Below are 16,181 nucleotides of genomic sequence, written 5' to 3'. Positions count from 1 at the left end.
GCCAAGCGTCTTTAATTACGAGATTGCACGTCCTAGCCCGATACCGGGCACATATCACCGACTGCTATATGCGGTCATAAATTGGAATGCCGACGGGCCATGAGAATGTACAAAAACGCCATGAGGAATGAGACAACGCTTCGCGCGTTGCCCCTCTTAGCGATCATCATGAAGCTTCGTCGCAGCCACATCACACAAAAATCAGTTCGCCTCGGCACATTTACTTATCACCGCCTATCCGCAGCAGCGCATAGGCTTATAAGAGGTGTCACGTGGACTGTCGGAATAAACTACAATGTCCAACAAAATGCTTATCGATTCCTCCCACCCGGAGGAAACACGGGTTGTCGTCACTAAAGGGAATCGCCTCGAAGACTTCGATTTTGAATCACAACACAAACGCCAAATACGCGGTAATATCTATCTCGCAAAAGTAACGCGCGTAGAGCCATCGCTACAGGCTGCATTTGTCGATTATGGTGGCAACCGCCACGGATTTCTCGCATTCAGCGAGATACACCCTGATTATTATCAAATTCCGCTGGCAGACCGTCAGGCGCTTCTTGAAGAAGATGCCGCGATTGCGAATGCTGAAGAAGAAGATGATGACGCAGAAGCCGAAGCGCGCAGCCAAAACAAAGGTCGCGGACGCGGACGCCGTCGGCGTGGTCGCAAAGATGACCGCAACAGCAATGGCCGCAATCATCAACCAAACGCACAAAAATCTGTTCCTGAAGCCGAACCTGTCGCATTTGATGCGCTGCTGGCTATCTATGAAGAACGGATGAAAGCCAATAATGGCGAGAACGCTTTTGTTGAAGCTGTCGTCAATGTTGCAGCCGCAATAAACAATAATGATGTCATTTCAGAAGAAGTCGATCTTGATACATCAGATGATGATGAAGATGACGCCAATGAAACTGATGATCAAAACGACGAAGATGTCGATGTTGTTGCCGATGATGATGACGCGATTGAGGATTCACGCCCTCGCCGCCGTCCTTCGCGCAAACAATATAAAATTCAAGAAGTTATCAAACGTCGCCAAGTGATTTTGGTACAGGTTGTTAAAGAAGAGCGCGGCAACAAGGGCGCAGCTTTGACGACTTATATGTCGCTTGCGGGTCGCTATTCTGTTTTGATGCCAAACACCGCACGTGGCGGCGGCATTTCTCGCAAAATCACAAGCGCGGATGATCGCCGCCGTTTGAAAGACATGGTCAAGGATCTCGAAGTGCCGAAAGGCATGGGCGTTATCTTGCGGACTGCAGGTGCAAACCGCACACGCGGCGAAGTCAAGCGCGACTATGAATATCTGATGCGTCTTTGGGATAATGTGCGCGATCTGACATTGTCATCTTCTGCACCGTCTCTGGTCTATGAAGAAGGCAATCTGATCAAGCGTTCGATCCGCGATCTGTTTAACAAAGATATTAGCGAAATTACGGTTGCTGGCGAAGAAGGCTTCCGTCAGGCAAAAGACTTCATGCGGATGTTAATGCCGGGCAGCGCAAAGCTGGTGAAGCCTTGGCTTGATTCATCGCCCATTTTTGCCCGCACCGGCATGGAAGCGCAGCTTGATAAGCTGATGACACCGCAGGTGACGCTGAAATCGGGTGGTTACATTATTATCAACCAAACCGAAGCTTTGGTGGCCATTGATGTGAACTCGGGCAAATCCACCCGCGAGCATTCCATTGAGGAAACGGCAATAGCGACCAATCTGGAAGCTGCCGAAGAAGTTGCGCGCCAGCTACGCTTGCGTGACCTTGCCGGCCTTATCGTGGTCGATTTCATTGATATGGAAGAAAACCGCAACAACCGTGCGGTTGAAAAGAAGCTTAAAGACTGCCTGAAAAACGATCGCGCCCGCATTCAAGTTGGCCGGATATCGCATTTTGGTCTGCTTGAAATGAGCCGCCAACGTATGCGTGCCAGCGTGCTTGAAAGCACAATGCAGATCTGTCCGCATTGTGAAGGCACTGGTCTCGTGCGCTCGTCGCAGTCTGTTGCTCTTCATGTTATTCGTTCAATTGAGGATTATTTGATCCGCAATGATAAGAATCACGTGACAGTGCGCACACCTGGTTCGACTGCGCTCTACCTTCTAAACGACAAGCGCGAATCGCTTATCGACATGGAGCAGCGCTTTGGTCTCAAAATTACCGTTGAGATTGATGATAGTGTTGGTGCTGATATGGTCGCGATTGATCGCGGCGAGGTTTCAAACCTTCCAAAACGTGCGCCAACCCATGTGACCATTGATTACGACGACAGCGAAGACGAAAACTACGTCGAGATTGTTGAAGATGGTGATGACGAAATTCTCATTCAAAATGCGATTGGCGAAGAAACGCCGGAAGCACCAAAGACTGAGGAAGAACAAGGCAATCGCAATAAGCGCCGCCGCCGCCGCCGTGGGGGTAAAAACCGCGACAGCAATGGTGATGAGACACAAAATGCCGCATCCGATTCTGAAAATGATGAAAGCGGCACTCAAGAAAACCAAGATGGTGACGATAACGACGATAATGACAGCAACAATGGTCGCGGTAAGCGCCGCCGTCGTTCACGTGGTCGTCGCGGCGGTCGTGGTCGTAAAAACCGGTTCGACCGCGTTCCAAATGTAGAACTCATCGGCCCTATGGTTGAATTTGCGGCTGCTTGGGATGAAGCCAACCCGAAAGCTGAAAGCGAACAGCCTTCAGACAATGGCAACGATCAGCAGGACAATGGTTCATCTGACCAAGACGGTGATAATCAAGGCAACGCAAAAAGCCGTAACCGCCGAAATCGTGGACGTGGCCGAGGACGTAATCGTAATGAAAATGGCCGCGATAATACGGCCAATGGTTCCAGCGAGAATGATGCTGATACCAAGAACGATAATGATAAGGCCGCCTCTCCTGAGGTAGAATCTCAACCGGTTGCTGCACAAAGCAACAATGCGGTTCAAGTAACTGCTGCTCCCGTAGAGACGCCAAAAGTTGAAACAGCCGAAAAGCCTGTTCTGGCAAAGCGTGAAGAAGTGGCGGTTGAAGCTGCTGCCGAAACAGCGCCGCCTAGCAACAGCGAAGAAGATGCGCCTAAGCGTGTTCGGGCAACAGAGGCCAATATCAATAATGATGTTGAACCGATTGTTGTTTCTGAAACAAGCGACAAGCCGAAGCCTAAAAAAGGCGGATGGTGGGCACGCAAGCTGCTTGGCTAAAGCCTAACGATCTGAATCAAAAGCCCGCTCTATCTTATTGGTAGAGCGGGCTTTTTTGTATCTAGGATTTAAAAACTGGTATTAGACAGATACCCAGTTTTTCATTCTCTCGATTGATTCAGCAATCGCATCATGGTTTCCAGCATAGGAAAAACGCATGTAGCGATTGCCATTTATCGGGTCAAAATCAACGCCCGGCGCTGCGGCGACAAAAATCTCACGCAGCATCGTTTTGGCAAAGACCATCGAATCATTGGTATGTTTTGACACATCGCACCACGCATAAAATGCCCCATCTGGCGGCGCAGCGAAAGTGATGCCCATTTTCGGCAGTTCTTCCATCAAAAGCGCACGGTTGGCGCGGTAACCGTCCTTAATCAGTTCCAAACTCGTGGTCGCTTCAAATGCTTTGGGTGCAGCAATTTGGCTGATTTCAGGCGCACAAATATAAAGGCTTTGGGTCAGTCTTTCGACGGTTCTGACCATGTTTTGCGGCAGCACCATCCAGCCAATGCGCCAACCCGTCATGCAATAATATTTCGAGAATGAATTGATGACGATGGCATCATCACTGACCGACAATGCCGTTAGATCATCAGCCACATAGTTGAGGCGATGATAGATTTCATCAGAAATGAAACTAATGCCTTCGCGGTCACAAACCTCGATAATTTGCGTCAGCTCAGCCTTGCTCACTGTTGCACCCGTTGGATTTGCAGGGCTAGCAATCATCAGCGCATCAATCTTCTTCGTCCTATGCGCAGCAAGAAGCGCATCCAGGTCAAATACGCTGCTTGACGCATCACCAGACGGTATTTCGACAGCCTCAAGCGATAGCGATTTGATGATGTTGCGATAAGCAGGATATCCCGGCGCTGCAATGGCAATGCGCCCGCCCGGCTCTGTGATCGCTAAAAATGCCAGCATAAAACCAGCGGATGACCCAGTGGTAATTGCAATGCGATCCGGTGAGACGCTTACGCCATAATGGTCAGCATAATGCTGTGCAATCGCTTCGCGCGTATCGGCACGGCCAAGCGCATCAGTATAACCAATGGGCGCATGGAGCGCTGCCTGCGCTGCCGCATCGCGCACCCCTTGAGGGGCTGGCGACCCTGGCTGACCAACCGCCAATGATAAAACATTATTGCCTGCTGCTTTCAGCCGGTTTGCTTCTGCAAGCACGTCCATTGCGTGAAAAGGTTCAACATTGCTTCTTGTAGAGAGTTTCGGTTGCACAGACTTTTCCTAATTTGCTTTCGCTTTTGCACTTCACGTTGATGTTAAGTGCCATGATTTTGCTTTGTTTGATGCTCAAATGACGGTACGAATGGCTCAACACGAGGTAAGGCGTGTCTCATATGGAATCATTGGAAGGCTTTGCCAATTGATAAAAATCAGCTTTAAATCACTATGGCGCAAAAATATTGTCGCTGGCTTAATGCTGGTTGCTATTTCAATGGCACCCGTGAAGGCAGCCTATGCTCAATCAAACTTGCCGATTGTTCGCGATGCGGAAATTGAAGAGCTGCTGAATGACTATGTCGTGCCGCTTTTAAAAGTAGCTGGCATTCGGCGAAACCGCGTCGATGTGGTTCTTGTCAATTCCAAATCATTTAACGCATTTGTTTCTGGCACCAAAATCTTTGTCAATCTGGGCGCTATTGTGGACTCAGATACGCCTAATGAATTGATCGGCGTTTTGGCCCATGAAATTGGCCATTTGGCCGGTGGCCACCAAGATAGGCTTCGCCAACAGCTTGACCGCGCGCAAACAATTGCCGTTGTGTCATCCATTCTTGGGGCAGCAACCGTCGTTGCCGCAGCTTCTCAAGGCAGCGGCGATGGTGCAAGAGCTGGCGCTGGCATAGCCATGGGCGGCGCGGAGCTGGCACAACGTGGCCTGCTTTCATATCAGCGAACAGAAGAATTGGCCGCAGACCGCTCAGCCGTTGATTATCTGAATGCGACGAAACAATCGACCAAAGGTATTTTAATAACCTTTGAGCGCTTTCATAAAGATTTGTCGCTTGTGCGCGACCGCATCAACCCTTACCGCTTGAGCCACCCTCTGCCCCGCGAGCGCATTGCCGCACTTGAAATTCTGGCCAAGCAAAGCCCCTATTTTAACAAGCAAGATTCATCGTCGCTGCAAGTGCGCCATGATAAGGTTCGCGCTAAAATTCTTGCCTATACCTATGGTCCAAATGCTGCGGAAAGCGCGTTTTCTGGCGCAAAAGGCTCTGTTGCTCACCAATATGGACAAGCCATATCCACCTTTCTGTATCGCAATCCGCGCAATGCTGTTCCGATGATTGATAAGCTCATCAAGAGCAGCCCAAACAATGCCTATTATCATGAAATCAAAGGCGAAATACTGCTGCGTGCGCAAGATGCAAAAGGCGCGGCAAAAGCTTTTTCTGATGCTGTACGCATTGATGGTGCCCGTTCGCCGACCATGATGGTGGGTTTAGGCCATGCGCTTGTGCTAAGCGGTACAAATGAAGATTTGCGCCGCGCGGTGGGAGAGCTAGAAGTCGCCATTTCGCTTGATCCAAACAATTCCAATGCGCATCGGCATCTAGCAATGGCCTATGGCCGCTTGGGCGATACTGGCAGCGCTAATCTTGCCACAGCTGAAGCGCAGTTCTATGCAGGCCAATATAAGTCTGCAAAACAATTTGCGGCACGTGCTAAGCAGGCATTTCCCAAAAATGCACCGCAATGGTTACGTGCAGACGACATACTCCGATTCAAAAGTCCAAAAAGATAAACGGGATAATTATGACGCCAATTACACTTAAATCGACAGCACAACGCATTCAAACAAGCGTTTCTGCTATGGCTTTCGCATCCTGTTTGGCTGCATCTGGCATCATGATGTCTATCGGCACGGCCTCAGCATTTGATCAAGCTGAAAAAGAAGAGATTGGACAAATCGTTCGCGAATATCTGCTTGAAAATCCAGAGATCATGATCGAAGTTCAGCAGGCTCTCGAAACAAAGCAAGAGCAGGAATCGATAAAGCAAAAAAGCGAAATTCTCGCGCAATCTAGCGACGCTATTTTTAACAATCCATTTGATCCGGTTTTTGGTAATCCTGATGGCGATGTCACGATTGTTGAATTCTTCGATTATAATTGCAGTTATTGCCGCCGCAGTCTTCCCGACATGCAGCATATTCTTGAAACGGACCCAAATGTGAAATTCGTGCTTAAAGAATTTCCTATTTTCGGCCCGAATTCCATTGCCGTACACAAGGTCGCCCTTGCCTATAAAAACACTGCGCCAGAAAAGTATTTTGATTATCATGTGACAATGATGGGCCAAGACACAGAGCTTAACGAAGCACTCGCGCTCAAAATTGCAGAAGATAGCGGCGTTGATATGGATGCCTTGCGCGATGAAATGAACAATCCAGCAATCATTGATAGCTTTCGCCAAACGGACAGCCTAGCCGGCGGTTTAGGCATTACCGGTACTCCATCTTATGTTATTGGCGGCGAAGTTGTGGTTGGCGCACGTGGTAAAGACTTGCTGATCGAAAAAATTGAAAATATGCGCAAATGCGGCAGTACAAACTGTTAAATACGATAAAAAATGCGATTTAGTGTGGGTATAAGGTTGATTCTGCCCATAATTCAGGCACAAGCCTTGCAGCAAAGTTAAGGGCGTTCTACGCCTTTTACTCGTTGCGTTGGACAGGTAATATGAGCGCTAAAATACTAATCTTAAATGGACCTAACCTGAACATGCTGGGAAAGCGTGAACCAGGGGTTTATGGTTCCAAGACTTTGGACGATGTTATTTCAGCCTGTACGACCCTAGGTAATGAGGTTGGCTTGGCGGTTGAAAGCTATCAATCCAACCATGAAGGTGATCTGGTTACTCGCATTCAAGAAGCGGGTCTGGCAGGCACACCTATCGTTTTCAACCCCGGCGCATACTCACATACTTCGATTGCCCTGCGTGATGCGATCACCAGTGCAAAAGCGCATGTTATCGAGGTTCATATCTCGAATATTCATGCGCGCGAAGAATTTCGTCACGTGTCATACATTTCAGCGGTCGCCAATGGTGTGATTGCTGGATGCGGCACGGATGGTTATTTGATGGCAATTCGTGTAATCGCCAACCAGTTGCAACTTGCAGAACAGACAAAACAAGCTTAACCACGCCGCAGAGTAGTGGATATTGAGGATAAAATGGCAGAGAAAAAATCAGCGTTTGACAAAGAACTGGTCAGCGATCTGGCCAATATTTTGAACGATACAGATCTCACAGAGATTGAATTCGAACATGGTGAAATGCGCATTCGTGTAAGCCGCGAACCAGCACAACAAATGGTTAGCTACGCAAACGCACCGGTTGCTCAAGCAGCGCCTGCACCTGTGGCTGCACCCGCAGCGGCAGACAGCGCCCCTGCCTCAAAAGCTGCATCAGGCAGCGAAGTCCCTTCTCCAATGGTTGGCACCGCTTATATGGCGCCGAGCCCAGATGCGGACAATTTTATTGCTGTTGGCACTAAAGTTAAAGAAGGCGACACATTGCTGATTATTGAAGCGATGAAAGTGATGAACCAAATTCCTTCGCCGCGTTCAGGCACTGTTACTGCTATTCTTGTAACAGACAGCGAGCCGGTCGAATATGGCCAAGCACTCGTCGTGATTGAATGATAATTCTGCCCAAAGGCAAACCATATGTTTAACAAGGTTCTTATTGCCAACCGCGGTGAAATTGCATTGCGCATTCTGCGTGCCTGCCGTGAGCTTGGTATCCCAACTGTCGCTGTTCACTCAACAGCTGACGAAATGGCGATGCATGTACGTCTTGCAGATGAAAGCGTTTGTATTGGCCCGCCGCCATCACGTGACAGCTATCTGAATATTCATCAGATCGTTGCTGCCTGTGAGATTACTGGCGCAGATGCTGTGCACCCAGGTTATGGCTTTCTTTCAGAAAATGCGAAATTTGCAGAAATTCTGGAAGCGCATAATATTACATTTATCGGCCCGACTTCCGACCATATCAAAATTATGGGCGACAAGATCGAGGCGAAACGCACAGCTGCCAAGCTTGGCATTCCGGTTGTACCGGGTTCTGACGGCGGTGTGAGCGATGTAAATGAAGCAAAGCGCATTGCCAAAGACATTGGCTTTCCTGTGATTATTAAAGCGACTGCCGGCGGTGGCGGCCGCGGTATGAAGGTTGCTAAAAACGAAGCCGAACTTTCTAACGCACTCGACACAGCACGCCGCGAGGCAGAAGCTGCGTTTGGTAATGCGGAAGTTTATATCGAGAAATATCTTGGCAAACCGCGCCATATCGAAGTTCAAATTGTGGGCGACGGTAAAGGCAAGGCCATTCATTTGGGCGAACGCGACTGTTCATTGCAGCGCCGTCACCAGAAGGTTTGGGAAGAGGCTAACTCCCCTGCTCTGAACTCAGAACAACGCCATGAAATTGGTATGATCTGCGCCAATGCGGTTGCTAAACTTGGCTATCGCGGTGCTGGCACAATTGAGTTTCTCTATGAGAACGGCGAATTCTATTTCATTGAAATGAACACCCGTCTTCAGGTTGAGCATCCAATCACCGAGGCTATTACGGGCATCGATCTGGTGCATGAGCAATTGCGCGTTGCATCTGGTGCTGGCCTTTCGGTTACGCAGGATGAAATCAAGTTTAATGGTCATGCGATTGAATGTCGTTTGAACGCGGAACATCACCGGACTTTTGTGCCTTCACCGGGCAAAATCACGCATTATCATGCACCTGGTGGCCTTGGTATCCGTGTTGATTCAGGCGTTTATGCCGGTTACAGCATCCCGCCATATTATGACAGCTTGATCGGCAAACTGATCGTGCACGGCCGCAATCGGTTGGAATGTATGATGCGTTTGCGCCGTGCGCTTGATGAACTCGTTATTGACGGTATCAACACCACTGTTCCACTGTTTCAAGAACTGATTGATTGTCCTGATATTGCCAATGGTGATTATGATATTCACTGGCTTGAACAATATTTGGCCGCGAAAGAATAATAGTAAAGTTCTTTCAACGAAAGATATTTCATGTCCGGAAGCGATGAACACGATACGTTCATTACACCGCAAATTCTGTTAAAGGCCTATTCTTTAGGCCTTTTTCCTATGGCAGAAAAAGCCGATGATCCAACCATATTTTGGGTGGAACCGGAATTGCGCGGCGTCATGCCACTTGATGCATTCCACATTCCGCGCAGCTTGAAAAAAGAGGTGCGGCGCGGCACCTATGACATTACGTTCAATCAAGCTTTCGATACGGTTGTAAAAGCGTGTGCCGCCCCTGCACCAGGCCGCGAAGAAACATGGATCAACGATCCTATTCGCCTGTTGTATAATGAGTTACATGAAATTGGCCACGCGCACTCCGTTGAGGCTTGGTATGAAGACCAGATCGTCGGCGGCTTGTATGGCGTATCGCTCGGACGTGCATTTTTCGGTGAAAGCATGTTCAGCCGTCGCACCAACGCATCCAAAGTTGCGCTTGTTCATCTTGTTGAACGGCTGAAAGAACGTGGTTTTGTACTGCTTGATACGCAGTTCACCAATGAGCACCTTACGCAGTTCGGAACGATCGAAATACCGCGTGCTGAATATGAGATTTTGCTGGAAGCAGCCTTAGAAGAAACAGCTAAGTTCAACTAAAAGCTTGTCTAGCTTGGCGCTGGAATTTCTGATTCATTTTTGCAGCCTGTAAGCCACACATCATAAACAGCATGCTCAACGGCATTTAGGCCCGGACTATCGGCAAACATCCAGCCCGTAAAAATACGGCGGATCTTGCGTTCCAACGTAATTTCGTCAACTTCAACAAAACTATTTGATCCGGGTGCTTCATTTGCAGAGCGCGAATAGCAAACACGCGGCGTTATCTGAAGTGCACCAAATTGAACTGTCTCATCGATATAAACATCAAATGAAATGATCTTTCCTGTAATTTTATCAATACCGGAAAATTGAGCGATGGAGTTTTCAGCTTTTTCGGCGCTAACGGGCGTTCCCATTACAGAAGCTGCCGTGACCAAACAAGCGAATATTATTTTCTTAAAGTTCTTCAAAGGCGCCCACACAATAGTTTGAACAGTAACACTGTTCTTTCCAGTATAAGCCACATATGGCCAAAACAGGGTCAACAATTAATTAATGCTGAATATCTGATTCTTGCGCTTTGGCCTATTAGTTGCCCGGTGTCCAAGCATCATAATCGCCAGACACTTCCGGACGTGGCTCAGGATTAAGCATTGAGCCCTTCGGACGATAAGCGCCGACAGTGCCCGTCAAATTAGGCTGGTGTTCTTTTTGCCAAGCATGCGGCTTGTAATCTTCTTCAGACGGCGGTGTATCAACACGGTGATGCAGCCAACCATGCCAACCAGAACCAACCGCAGAACCTTCTGCTTCGCCAGCATAGATCACCCAGCGGCGTGTGTAGCCATCTACATCCTTGCCGCCTTCATAGTAGATATTGCCCATTTCATCTTCGCCAACTTTGGTGCCCGTGCGCCAAGTCCACAAGCGTGTTCCAAGCGTCTGTCCGTTCCACCAAGTGAAGAACTGCAAAAAGAAATTTTTCATAGGTCAATCCACATTCCGTTATATGTCCGCTTATGGCTTTGGTTTGCTGCAAATGCAAGGCAACAATGGGTATACACCCTTAAATTCAGGCAATTGGCCTTGTGTAATTTCGGCGTGGCCGTGCACGAACGTCAAATTTCTTGCACCTCAAGCCAACTCAGCAAAAGTATTGAATCTCACCATCGTTTGAGATGGTATATATTAACCACAGTATACGAGCGAGGAAACTGAAATGATCCGATTACGCATAGCGCTTACTCTCTCATCAATTCTGATAGCCATGCCCGCTATGGCTCAAGATGGCCCGCGCGGTATTGCCTTTGTTCAAGCACCTGAACAGGGCAGCGGTGTGGCAACAGGTGTAACAATGGAAGAAGCGTTTGGCAAAGCCACCGACCAATGCATGGAATCAGGCGCATTGGCAGAAGATTGCATCAAAACGAATTGGTGTTATCCGGCAGGTTGGAGCGTGGATATTTTTGTTCAACACAGCGAAGGCCCGCATTGGCACGAAGTTGTCTGCGGCCTACCCTCAAAAGCTGCTGCACAAGCAACTGCCCTGCACATATGCGACCGCAATGAGCGCGATTACCTTATCGAGTGTTCACCTGTTCAATTCTACGATGAACAAGGTGTGGCGCAGATGGAAAACTAATCCCATCTGCGCACAATCTGCATTTACCAGATAACTTTTTCCATGATGACAGCCGGAATACCGGAGCCTTTAACGCCGCAATCGGGTGATGTGCCGACCTTTTTAAAGCCATTGCGCTCATAAAATTTCATGGCACGATCATTGGCTTCTTCGACTTCCAGCCGAATTTTGCGCACATCAGGAAAACAGGCCTCAACCTCAATCAGAAGTTTTTCACCGAGACCCTGCCCCTGTGTCGATGGACGCACATAAAGCTGGTGAAGCATGGTTGTTTCATTATCAATTTGTGAGGCATAAGCCATAGCGCCGATTTCGGCGCCATCATCACAAATAATGAATTCTGACCGCGGCTTATTCAGGCGTTGTTTAAGCGCTGGAACCGAGTGCCATTGTGAGGTGAGTTCGGCCACTTTTTCGCGGCCATAAATCTGATCATATGTATCATGCCACGTTTCGGTGAGCATGTTTGAGACGATTTCTAAATCTTGTTGTGAAGCCGAGCGGACCCACATAATTACTGTTCTCCTATAGTATTCGTGTAATATTCCACGATTTGAACAGCTTATACAAGTAACAGAATTTACAACGGAATCAACAAGCGTGCGCGGCCGCCCAATAGCGACCGCGCTTAATCATAATTATTCAACGCCAAGTTTAGATTTAACCAATTGCTGAACGGCTTGTGGATTGGCCTTACCGCCGGTGGACTTCATCACCTGCCCAACAAACCAGCCAGCCAGTGCCGGTTTTTCTTTAACTTGCTCAACTTTTTCAGGGTTGGCAGCAATGATTTCATCGACAGCGGCTTCAATCGCGCTGGTGTCTGTGACCTGCTTCATGCCCCGCTCTTCAACGATTTTGGCAGGGTCGCCGCCTTCTTCGAAGATGATTTCGAACAGATCTTTTGCAATTTTACCTGAGATCGTGCCTTCCTTGATGAGATCAAGGATTGTGCCAAGCTGCTGCGGCGTAACGGACGTTGTTACAATGTCCTGTCCGGCTTTGTTTAACGCGCCCAGAAGATCATTGATCACCCAGTTTGCAGCCTGTTTTGCGTCGCGGCCTTCTGCCACTTTTTCGAAATAATCAGCAATCGCTTTTTCTGAAATAAGCACATTTGCATCATAGGCTGACAGGCCAGATTCGATAAAGCGCGCACGTTTTTCGTCTGGCAACTCCGGCAAATCTGCTTTCAGTGCTTCGATATAAGCATCGTCAAACTCAAGCGGCAGCAAATCTGGATCTGGGAAATAGCGATAATCATGCGCTTCTTCTTTTGAGCGCATAGAGCGTGTTTCGCCCTTTACCGGATCGAACAGACGCGTTTCCTGATCAATCGATCCACCATCTTCCAAAATGGCGATTTGGCGGCGTGCCTCATACTCAATTGCTTGGCCCATAAAGCGGATAGAGTTAACGTTCTTGATCTCGCAGCGTGTGCCGAAATCTTCGCCCGGACGGCGCACAGACACGTTCACATCTGCGCGCATGGAACCTTCATCCATATTGCCATCACATGTGCCAAGGTAGCGCACGATCTGGCGGATTTTCGTCACATAGGCTTTTGCTTCATCAGATGAGCGCATGTCAGGCTTTGACACGATCTCCATGAGGGCGACGCCCGAACGGTTCAAATCCACATAGGACATGGTTGGATGCTGATCGTGCATTGATTTGCCCGCATCCTGCTCAAGGTGCAGACGCTCGATGCCGATTTCGACGTCTTCGAAATTACCTTTTTTGTCTGGACCGACAGAAATATGCACAACGCCTTCGCCAACGATTGGCTGCTGGAACTGTGAAATCTGATAGCCTTGCGGCAAATCTGGGTAAAAATAGTTTTTGCGGTCAAAAACCGATTTCTTGTTGATTTGCGCTTTAAGGCCAAGGCCCGTGCGTACAGCCTGCGCCACGCACTCTTCGTTGATGACTGGCAACATGCCCGGCATTGCTGCGTCAACCAATGACACATTGGCATTTGGCTCAGAACCAAACTGCGTGGAAGAACCGGAAAACAGCTTTGACTGTGATGTCACCTGCGCATGAATTTCCAAACCGATAATCAATTCCCAGTCGCCAGTGGCACCAGGGATCAGGCGTTTTGCTTCGGTCGTGCGTGTATCTACAAGAGCGTTCATTGGTCTTCCATTTAAGCTTTGCGAAAAAGTCGCTTTTTACTCTGTGGGTTGGATAATCGAAGGGCTATGCCGATACAAGTGTTTCTATCGGTTTGTGGCTTATCTTCCATGCGAAAAGCTAGGAACGGATGATCGCGCGGCTGCTTTCCTCAATATTTTCGTTAAAATCACGCATATCCGGTATTCGGTTAAAGGCGATTTTGCCGCCCACATAGCCGCCCGGCATTTGATCAACGGGGCCAAGCGTTAGCGCTTTTGCGCCGAAGCGATCCCGCAAAGCATCCATTGTGTCGCTGGCAGCCTCCCATTTTCCATGGGTTTTAATGTCGCTTTGCGTATCAAAAAGATCCTCCATGAACCCCGCGCCTCCCTGATGTTCTGGCGCAACAAGACCGTGAAGCGTCACGCTTACCGACCTGATTTTATTAAACGGACGCTCTGCCTCAAAACGGCGGTGCAGCGCCTGCATCGCATGCAAAAATGTTGCATCATCCCGCGCCGCCGTAAAACGTATATCAGCGGACCATTTTTGCCGCTCAAGGCCGCGCAAACCATAGCTTAAATTGCACGCTCTGAAATTTTCGCGCCGCAACCTTCGCGCAGCGCTGGTCATCAGCATTCGGGCGCAGGTGAACGCACGTTGCGGCGAGCGCCAATCGCGCGGTAAAATACGGCCATGGCCAAACATGCGCCGCTTCGTCTCTTCGCGAATGGTTTCATAACCATGCAAGGACGCCCAGAATCGCTCGCCTTCCACATTGCCCCAAATGGCGCGCATATGTTTAGCGTCCAGCGCCCAAAGCTGCTTCACATCCATAATGCCCGATTGATGCAAACGCCGCTCAATGCCCGATGAAATACCGGGCAGATCGCGCAAATCCAGTTCAAACAGGCGGCCTGGCAGATCAGCCGGTTCAAACACGACAAAGCCGTTCGGCTTATTCATTTCAGCGGCGATTTTGGCAAGAAGTTCGGTGGGCGCAACGCCAATTGAACAGGGCAGCCCCTGCCCGATTTCAGCCTCAACACGCTGTTTGATGCGGGCGGCAAGTCCGGCAGCATCGCGGCTTTCAGACAGCATGAGATTGCAGACCATCTCATCAATGGAGCGCGTTTTGCTGACAGGCACGCAGTTTTCCACCGCCGCCACAATACGGTGATGCAGCCGCACATAAATGTCGTGCCGCGCAACGACAAAGCGAATACCGGGGCACATTTCGCGCGCGTCTTTCATCGACGTTCCGGTTTTAACGCCGAACTTTTTGGCCTCATAGCTGGCCGCAATACAGCCTGAATAATCCGAATCGAGCGGAATCACCCCGACGGGCCGCCCGCGCAGTTCAGGGTTTAAATGCTGCTCAACGCTGGCAAAAAAACTGTCAAAGTCGATATATAATTTTTCGGCAAATTCCGGCTTACGCATCACGCACCTCACCGGAACATAATAGGAACTTTTGCCTGTGCGGCGCAAGAGGGCGTGTGATTATTTTCCTAGGGAGATTCCCAAAGTGTCGTCATGCTCGGGCTTGACCCGATTCCTGAGCGTTCAACCCCTGCACCAACTTCACGGAATGGGTCCTAGGCTCAAGGCCTAGGATGACGGAGCATTAATAGGTAATACAACCTTCTAACATTCACCGTTTGCCAAACTCAATCAGATCATCAAACTGGCTCTCAACAATAATAGAAATCTGTTCGCCTTGCGCTATCAGCTCTTCTATTTTCAAGTGCTTACCCGTTTTTGGTTTGCCTTTGGTCGCATCCAAATCCACGGCCCCAACAACAAGTAAATCTAATTTCTTGGATGCATGCCGAACGACTTGAAAGCCTACGCTTGCAGCCGCATTTTCTAAATCTAATTTTGATTTATTAAAGTCACCAGTAAGCAATATAGTTTTGCCAAAAAACTTACCTGTCTTAGAAGGCTCATTTGGTTTCTGCGGCTTTTTAAATTTGCGCTTGGATTGATATTTTTCAGCCCATAATTGAGGGCTCATATTACTCTCATTAAACGCTAAACAGGCGATTTGACCTGCTACACGAGCATCAGAGAGAGCGTCATGGTGTTGAAGTTGCAACCCGAAATGCCGCGCTAAATTATTGAGAGCATAACCGCGATGAAAGAACTGGTCCCAAGTGTGCCGGACAACCAGAAAGTTGTTTAGCCAAATTGCATCAATGGGAACCAAACCATATTTCTTATAAGCTCCGTTGAAAGCACTTACATCAAATGGGCCATGGTGAACAACAACTCGACTTTCTATCGCTTTCTGAATTTGTGAGAAAGCGTCCGCAAAAGTAGGTTTTCCTACTACATCCAAAGGTTTGATTCCATGTATGGCAACATTGCCAGAATCAAAATGAGTTTCTGGATTGATCATTATATTCAATGCGTCGATAGGGATGCCGTTCTCGAACATCACAATACCAACTTGGCAAATGGAAGACGGATCAGAGTTTGCCGTCTCGACGTCTAGAGATACAAAACTCCAAGACAATTTGCACACTCCAATCTATAGATCATCACCATAATCTCAGTGTGAAGGTAGTTTCAAATA

The 16,181-nt window shown here is 48.7% G+C and carries 15 protein-coding genes; 8 read left to right on the top strand and 7 right to left on the bottom strand.

The window, feature by feature from the left end; all coding sequences use genetic code 11:
• The first annotated feature begins 295 nt into the window (after positions 1 to 295).
• A complete protein-coding gene (locus C504_RS0102410; protein WP_018687709.1) occupies positions 296 to 3,211 on the top strand; it encodes an Rne/Rng family ribonuclease in 2,916 nt (971 codons plus the stop codon).
• Between the two features lie 81 nt (positions 3,212 to 3,292).
• Here C504_RS0102410 and C504_RS0102405 read toward each other — a convergent pair whose 3' ends face one another.
• Complete coding sequence (locus C504_RS0102405; protein ID WP_018687708.1) at positions 3,293 to 4,402, bottom strand: pyridoxal phosphate-dependent aminotransferase; 1,110 nt, start codon at positions 4,400 to 4,402, stop codon at positions 3,293 to 3,295.
• A gap of 250 nt (positions 4,403 to 4,652) precedes the next feature.
• On the opposite strand from C504_RS0102405, the gene C504_RS0102400 reads away from it, so the two are divergent.
• From C504_RS0102400 to aat, 6 genes are all read left to right on the top strand, one after another.
• Complete coding sequence (locus C504_RS0102400) at positions 4,653 to 5,984, top strand: M48 family metalloprotease (protein ID WP_245555115.1); 1,332 nt, start codon at positions 4,653 to 4,655, stop codon at positions 5,982 to 5,984.
• An 11-nt stretch (positions 5,985 to 5,995) separates the two neighbouring features.
• Positions 5,996 to 6,799, top strand: coding sequence for a DsbA family protein (locus C504_RS0102395; protein WP_018687706.1), 804 nt, complete (start codon positions 5,996 to 5,998; stop codon positions 6,797 to 6,799).
• Between the two features lie 122 nt (positions 6,800 to 6,921).
• The gene (gene aroQ / locus C504_RS0102390; protein ID WP_018687705.1) at positions 6,922 to 7,383 is read left to right on the top strand and encodes a type II 3-dehydroquinate dehydratase; all 462 of its coding nucleotides are present in this window, start codon (positions 6,922 to 6,924) and stop codon (positions 7,381 to 7,383) included.
• Positions 7,384 to 7,416: 33 nt separating this feature from the next.
• Positions 7,417 to 7,887, top strand: coding sequence for an acetyl-CoA carboxylase biotin carboxyl carrier protein (gene accB / locus C504_RS0102385; protein WP_018687704.1), 471 nt, complete (start codon positions 7,417 to 7,419; stop codon positions 7,885 to 7,887).
• Between the two features lie 24 nt (positions 7,888 to 7,911).
• On the top strand, positions 7,912 to 9,255 hold the full coding sequence (gene accC, locus C504_RS0102380) for an acetyl-CoA carboxylase biotin carboxylase subunit (protein ID WP_018687703.1): 1,344 nt from the start codon (positions 7,912 to 7,914) through the stop codon (positions 9,253 to 9,255).
• Positions 9,256 to 9,285: 30 nt separating this feature from the next.
• Entirely contained in the window at positions 9,286 to 9,900 is a 615-nt protein-coding gene (gene aat, locus C504_RS0102375; protein WP_018687702.1) for a leucyl/phenylalanyl-tRNA--protein transferase, read from the top strand.
• Between the two features lie 8 nt (positions 9,901 to 9,908).
• Here aat and C504_RS0102370 read toward each other — a convergent pair whose 3' ends face one another.
• Positions 9,909 to 10,280 carry a DUF2155 domain-containing protein gene (locus C504_RS0102370; protein ID WP_425393369.1) on the bottom strand — a complete coding sequence of 124 codons (372 nt, stop codon included), beginning with the start codon at positions 10,278 to 10,280 and terminating at the stop codon, positions 9,909 to 9,911.
• Positions 10,281 to 10,431: 151 nt separating this feature from the next.
• Complete coding sequence (locus C504_RS0102365) at positions 10,432 to 10,830, bottom strand: NADH:ubiquinone oxidoreductase subunit NDUFA12 (protein ID WP_018687700.1); 399 nt, start codon at positions 10,828 to 10,830, stop codon at positions 10,432 to 10,434.
• A 232-nt stretch (positions 10,831 to 11,062) separates the two neighbouring features.
• Here C504_RS0102365 and C504_RS0102360 point away from each other — a divergent pair, with 232 nt between their 5' ends.
• Entirely contained in the window at positions 11,063 to 11,485 is a 423-nt protein-coding gene (locus C504_RS0102360; RefSeq protein WP_018687699.1) for a hypothetical protein, read from the top strand.
• 23 nt (positions 11,486 to 11,508) lie between these two features.
• On the opposite strand, the gene C504_RS0102355 is transcribed toward C504_RS0102360, so the two are convergent.
• The 4 genes from C504_RS0102355 to C504_RS0102340 form a co-directional block, all read right to left on the bottom strand.
• Positions 11,509 to 11,997 carry a GNAT family N-acetyltransferase gene (locus tag C504_RS0102355; RefSeq protein WP_018687698.1) on the bottom strand — a complete coding sequence of 163 codons (489 nt, stop codon included), beginning with the start codon at positions 11,995 to 11,997 and terminating at the stop codon, positions 11,509 to 11,511.
• Between the two features lie 126 nt (positions 11,998 to 12,123).
• Positions 12,124 to 13,623 (bottom strand): Asp-tRNA(Asn)/Glu-tRNA(Gln) amidotransferase subunit GatB, encoded by a 1,500-nt coding sequence (gatB, locus tag C504_RS0102350; RefSeq protein ID WP_018687697.1) that lies wholly within the window; start codon positions 13,621 to 13,623, stop codon positions 12,124 to 12,126.
• A gap of 118 nt (positions 13,624 to 13,741) precedes the next feature.
• Entirely contained in the window at positions 13,742 to 15,046 is a 1,305-nt protein-coding gene (locus C504_RS0102345; protein ID WP_018687696.1) for a Y-family DNA polymerase, read from the bottom strand.
• Between the two features lie 211 nt (positions 15,047 to 15,257).
• Positions 15,258 to 16,130, bottom strand: a complete 873-nt coding sequence (locus C504_RS0102340) for an exonuclease domain-containing protein (RefSeq protein ID WP_281167575.1) — start codon at positions 16,128 to 16,130, stop codon at positions 15,258 to 15,260.
• Between the last annotated feature and the right edge of the window lie 51 nt (positions 16,131 to 16,181).

Source organism: Ahrensia kielensis DSM 5890 (assembly GCF_000374465.1).
Taxonomy (GTDB): domain Bacteria; phylum Pseudomonadota; class Alphaproteobacteria; order Rhizobiales; family Rhizobiaceae; genus Ahrensia; species Ahrensia kielensis.
Note: the sequence above shows the minus strand (reverse complement) of the source record. Positions and strands in the feature narration are given on the sequence as shown.

Coding starts and splice junctions, on each gene's coding strand:
- C504_RS0102355 (WP_018687698.1), bottom strand. CDS start 11,997: ATGTGGGTCCGCTCGGCTTCACAACAAGATTTAGAAATCGTCTCAAAC.
- aat (WP_018687702.1), top strand. CDS start 9,286: ATGTCCGGAAGCGATGAACACGATACGTTCATTACACCGCAAATTCTG.
- aroQ (WP_018687705.1), top strand. CDS start 6,922: ATGAGCGCTAAAATACTAATCTTAAATGGACCTAACCTGAACATGCTG.
- C504_RS0102395 (WP_018687706.1), top strand. CDS start 5,996: ATGACGCCAATTACACTTAAATCGACAGCACAACGCATTCAAACAAGC.
- C504_RS0102365 (WP_018687700.1), bottom strand. CDS start 10,830: ATGAAAAATTTCTTTTTGCAGTTCTTCACTTGGTGGAACGGACAGACG.
- C504_RS0102345 (WP_018687696.1), bottom strand. CDS start 15,046: ATGCGTAAGCCGGAATTTGCCGAAAAATTATATATCGACTTTGACAGT.
- C504_RS0102405 (WP_018687708.1), bottom strand. CDS start 4,402: ATGGACGTGCTTGCAGAAGCAAACCGGCTGAAAGCAGCAGGCAATAAT.
- C504_RS0102400 (WP_245555115.1), top strand. CDS start 4,653: ATGCTGGTTGCTATTTCAATGGCACCCGTGAAGGCAGCCTATGCTCAA.
- accB (WP_018687704.1), top strand. CDS start 7,417: ATGGCAGAGAAAAAATCAGCGTTTGACAAAGAACTGGTCAGCGATCTG.
- gatB (WP_018687697.1), bottom strand. CDS start 13,623: ATGAACGCTCTTGTAGATACACGCACGACCGAAGCAAAACGCCTGATC.
- accC (WP_018687703.1), top strand. CDS start 7,912: ATGTTTAACAAGGTTCTTATTGCCAACCGCGGTGAAATTGCATTGCGC.
- C504_RS0102410 (WP_018687709.1), top strand. CDS start 296: ATGTCCAACAAAATGCTTATCGATTCCTCCCACCCGGAGGAAACACGG.
- C504_RS0102360 (WP_018687699.1), top strand. CDS start 11,063: ATGATCCGATTACGCATAGCGCTTACTCTCTCATCAATTCTGATAGCC.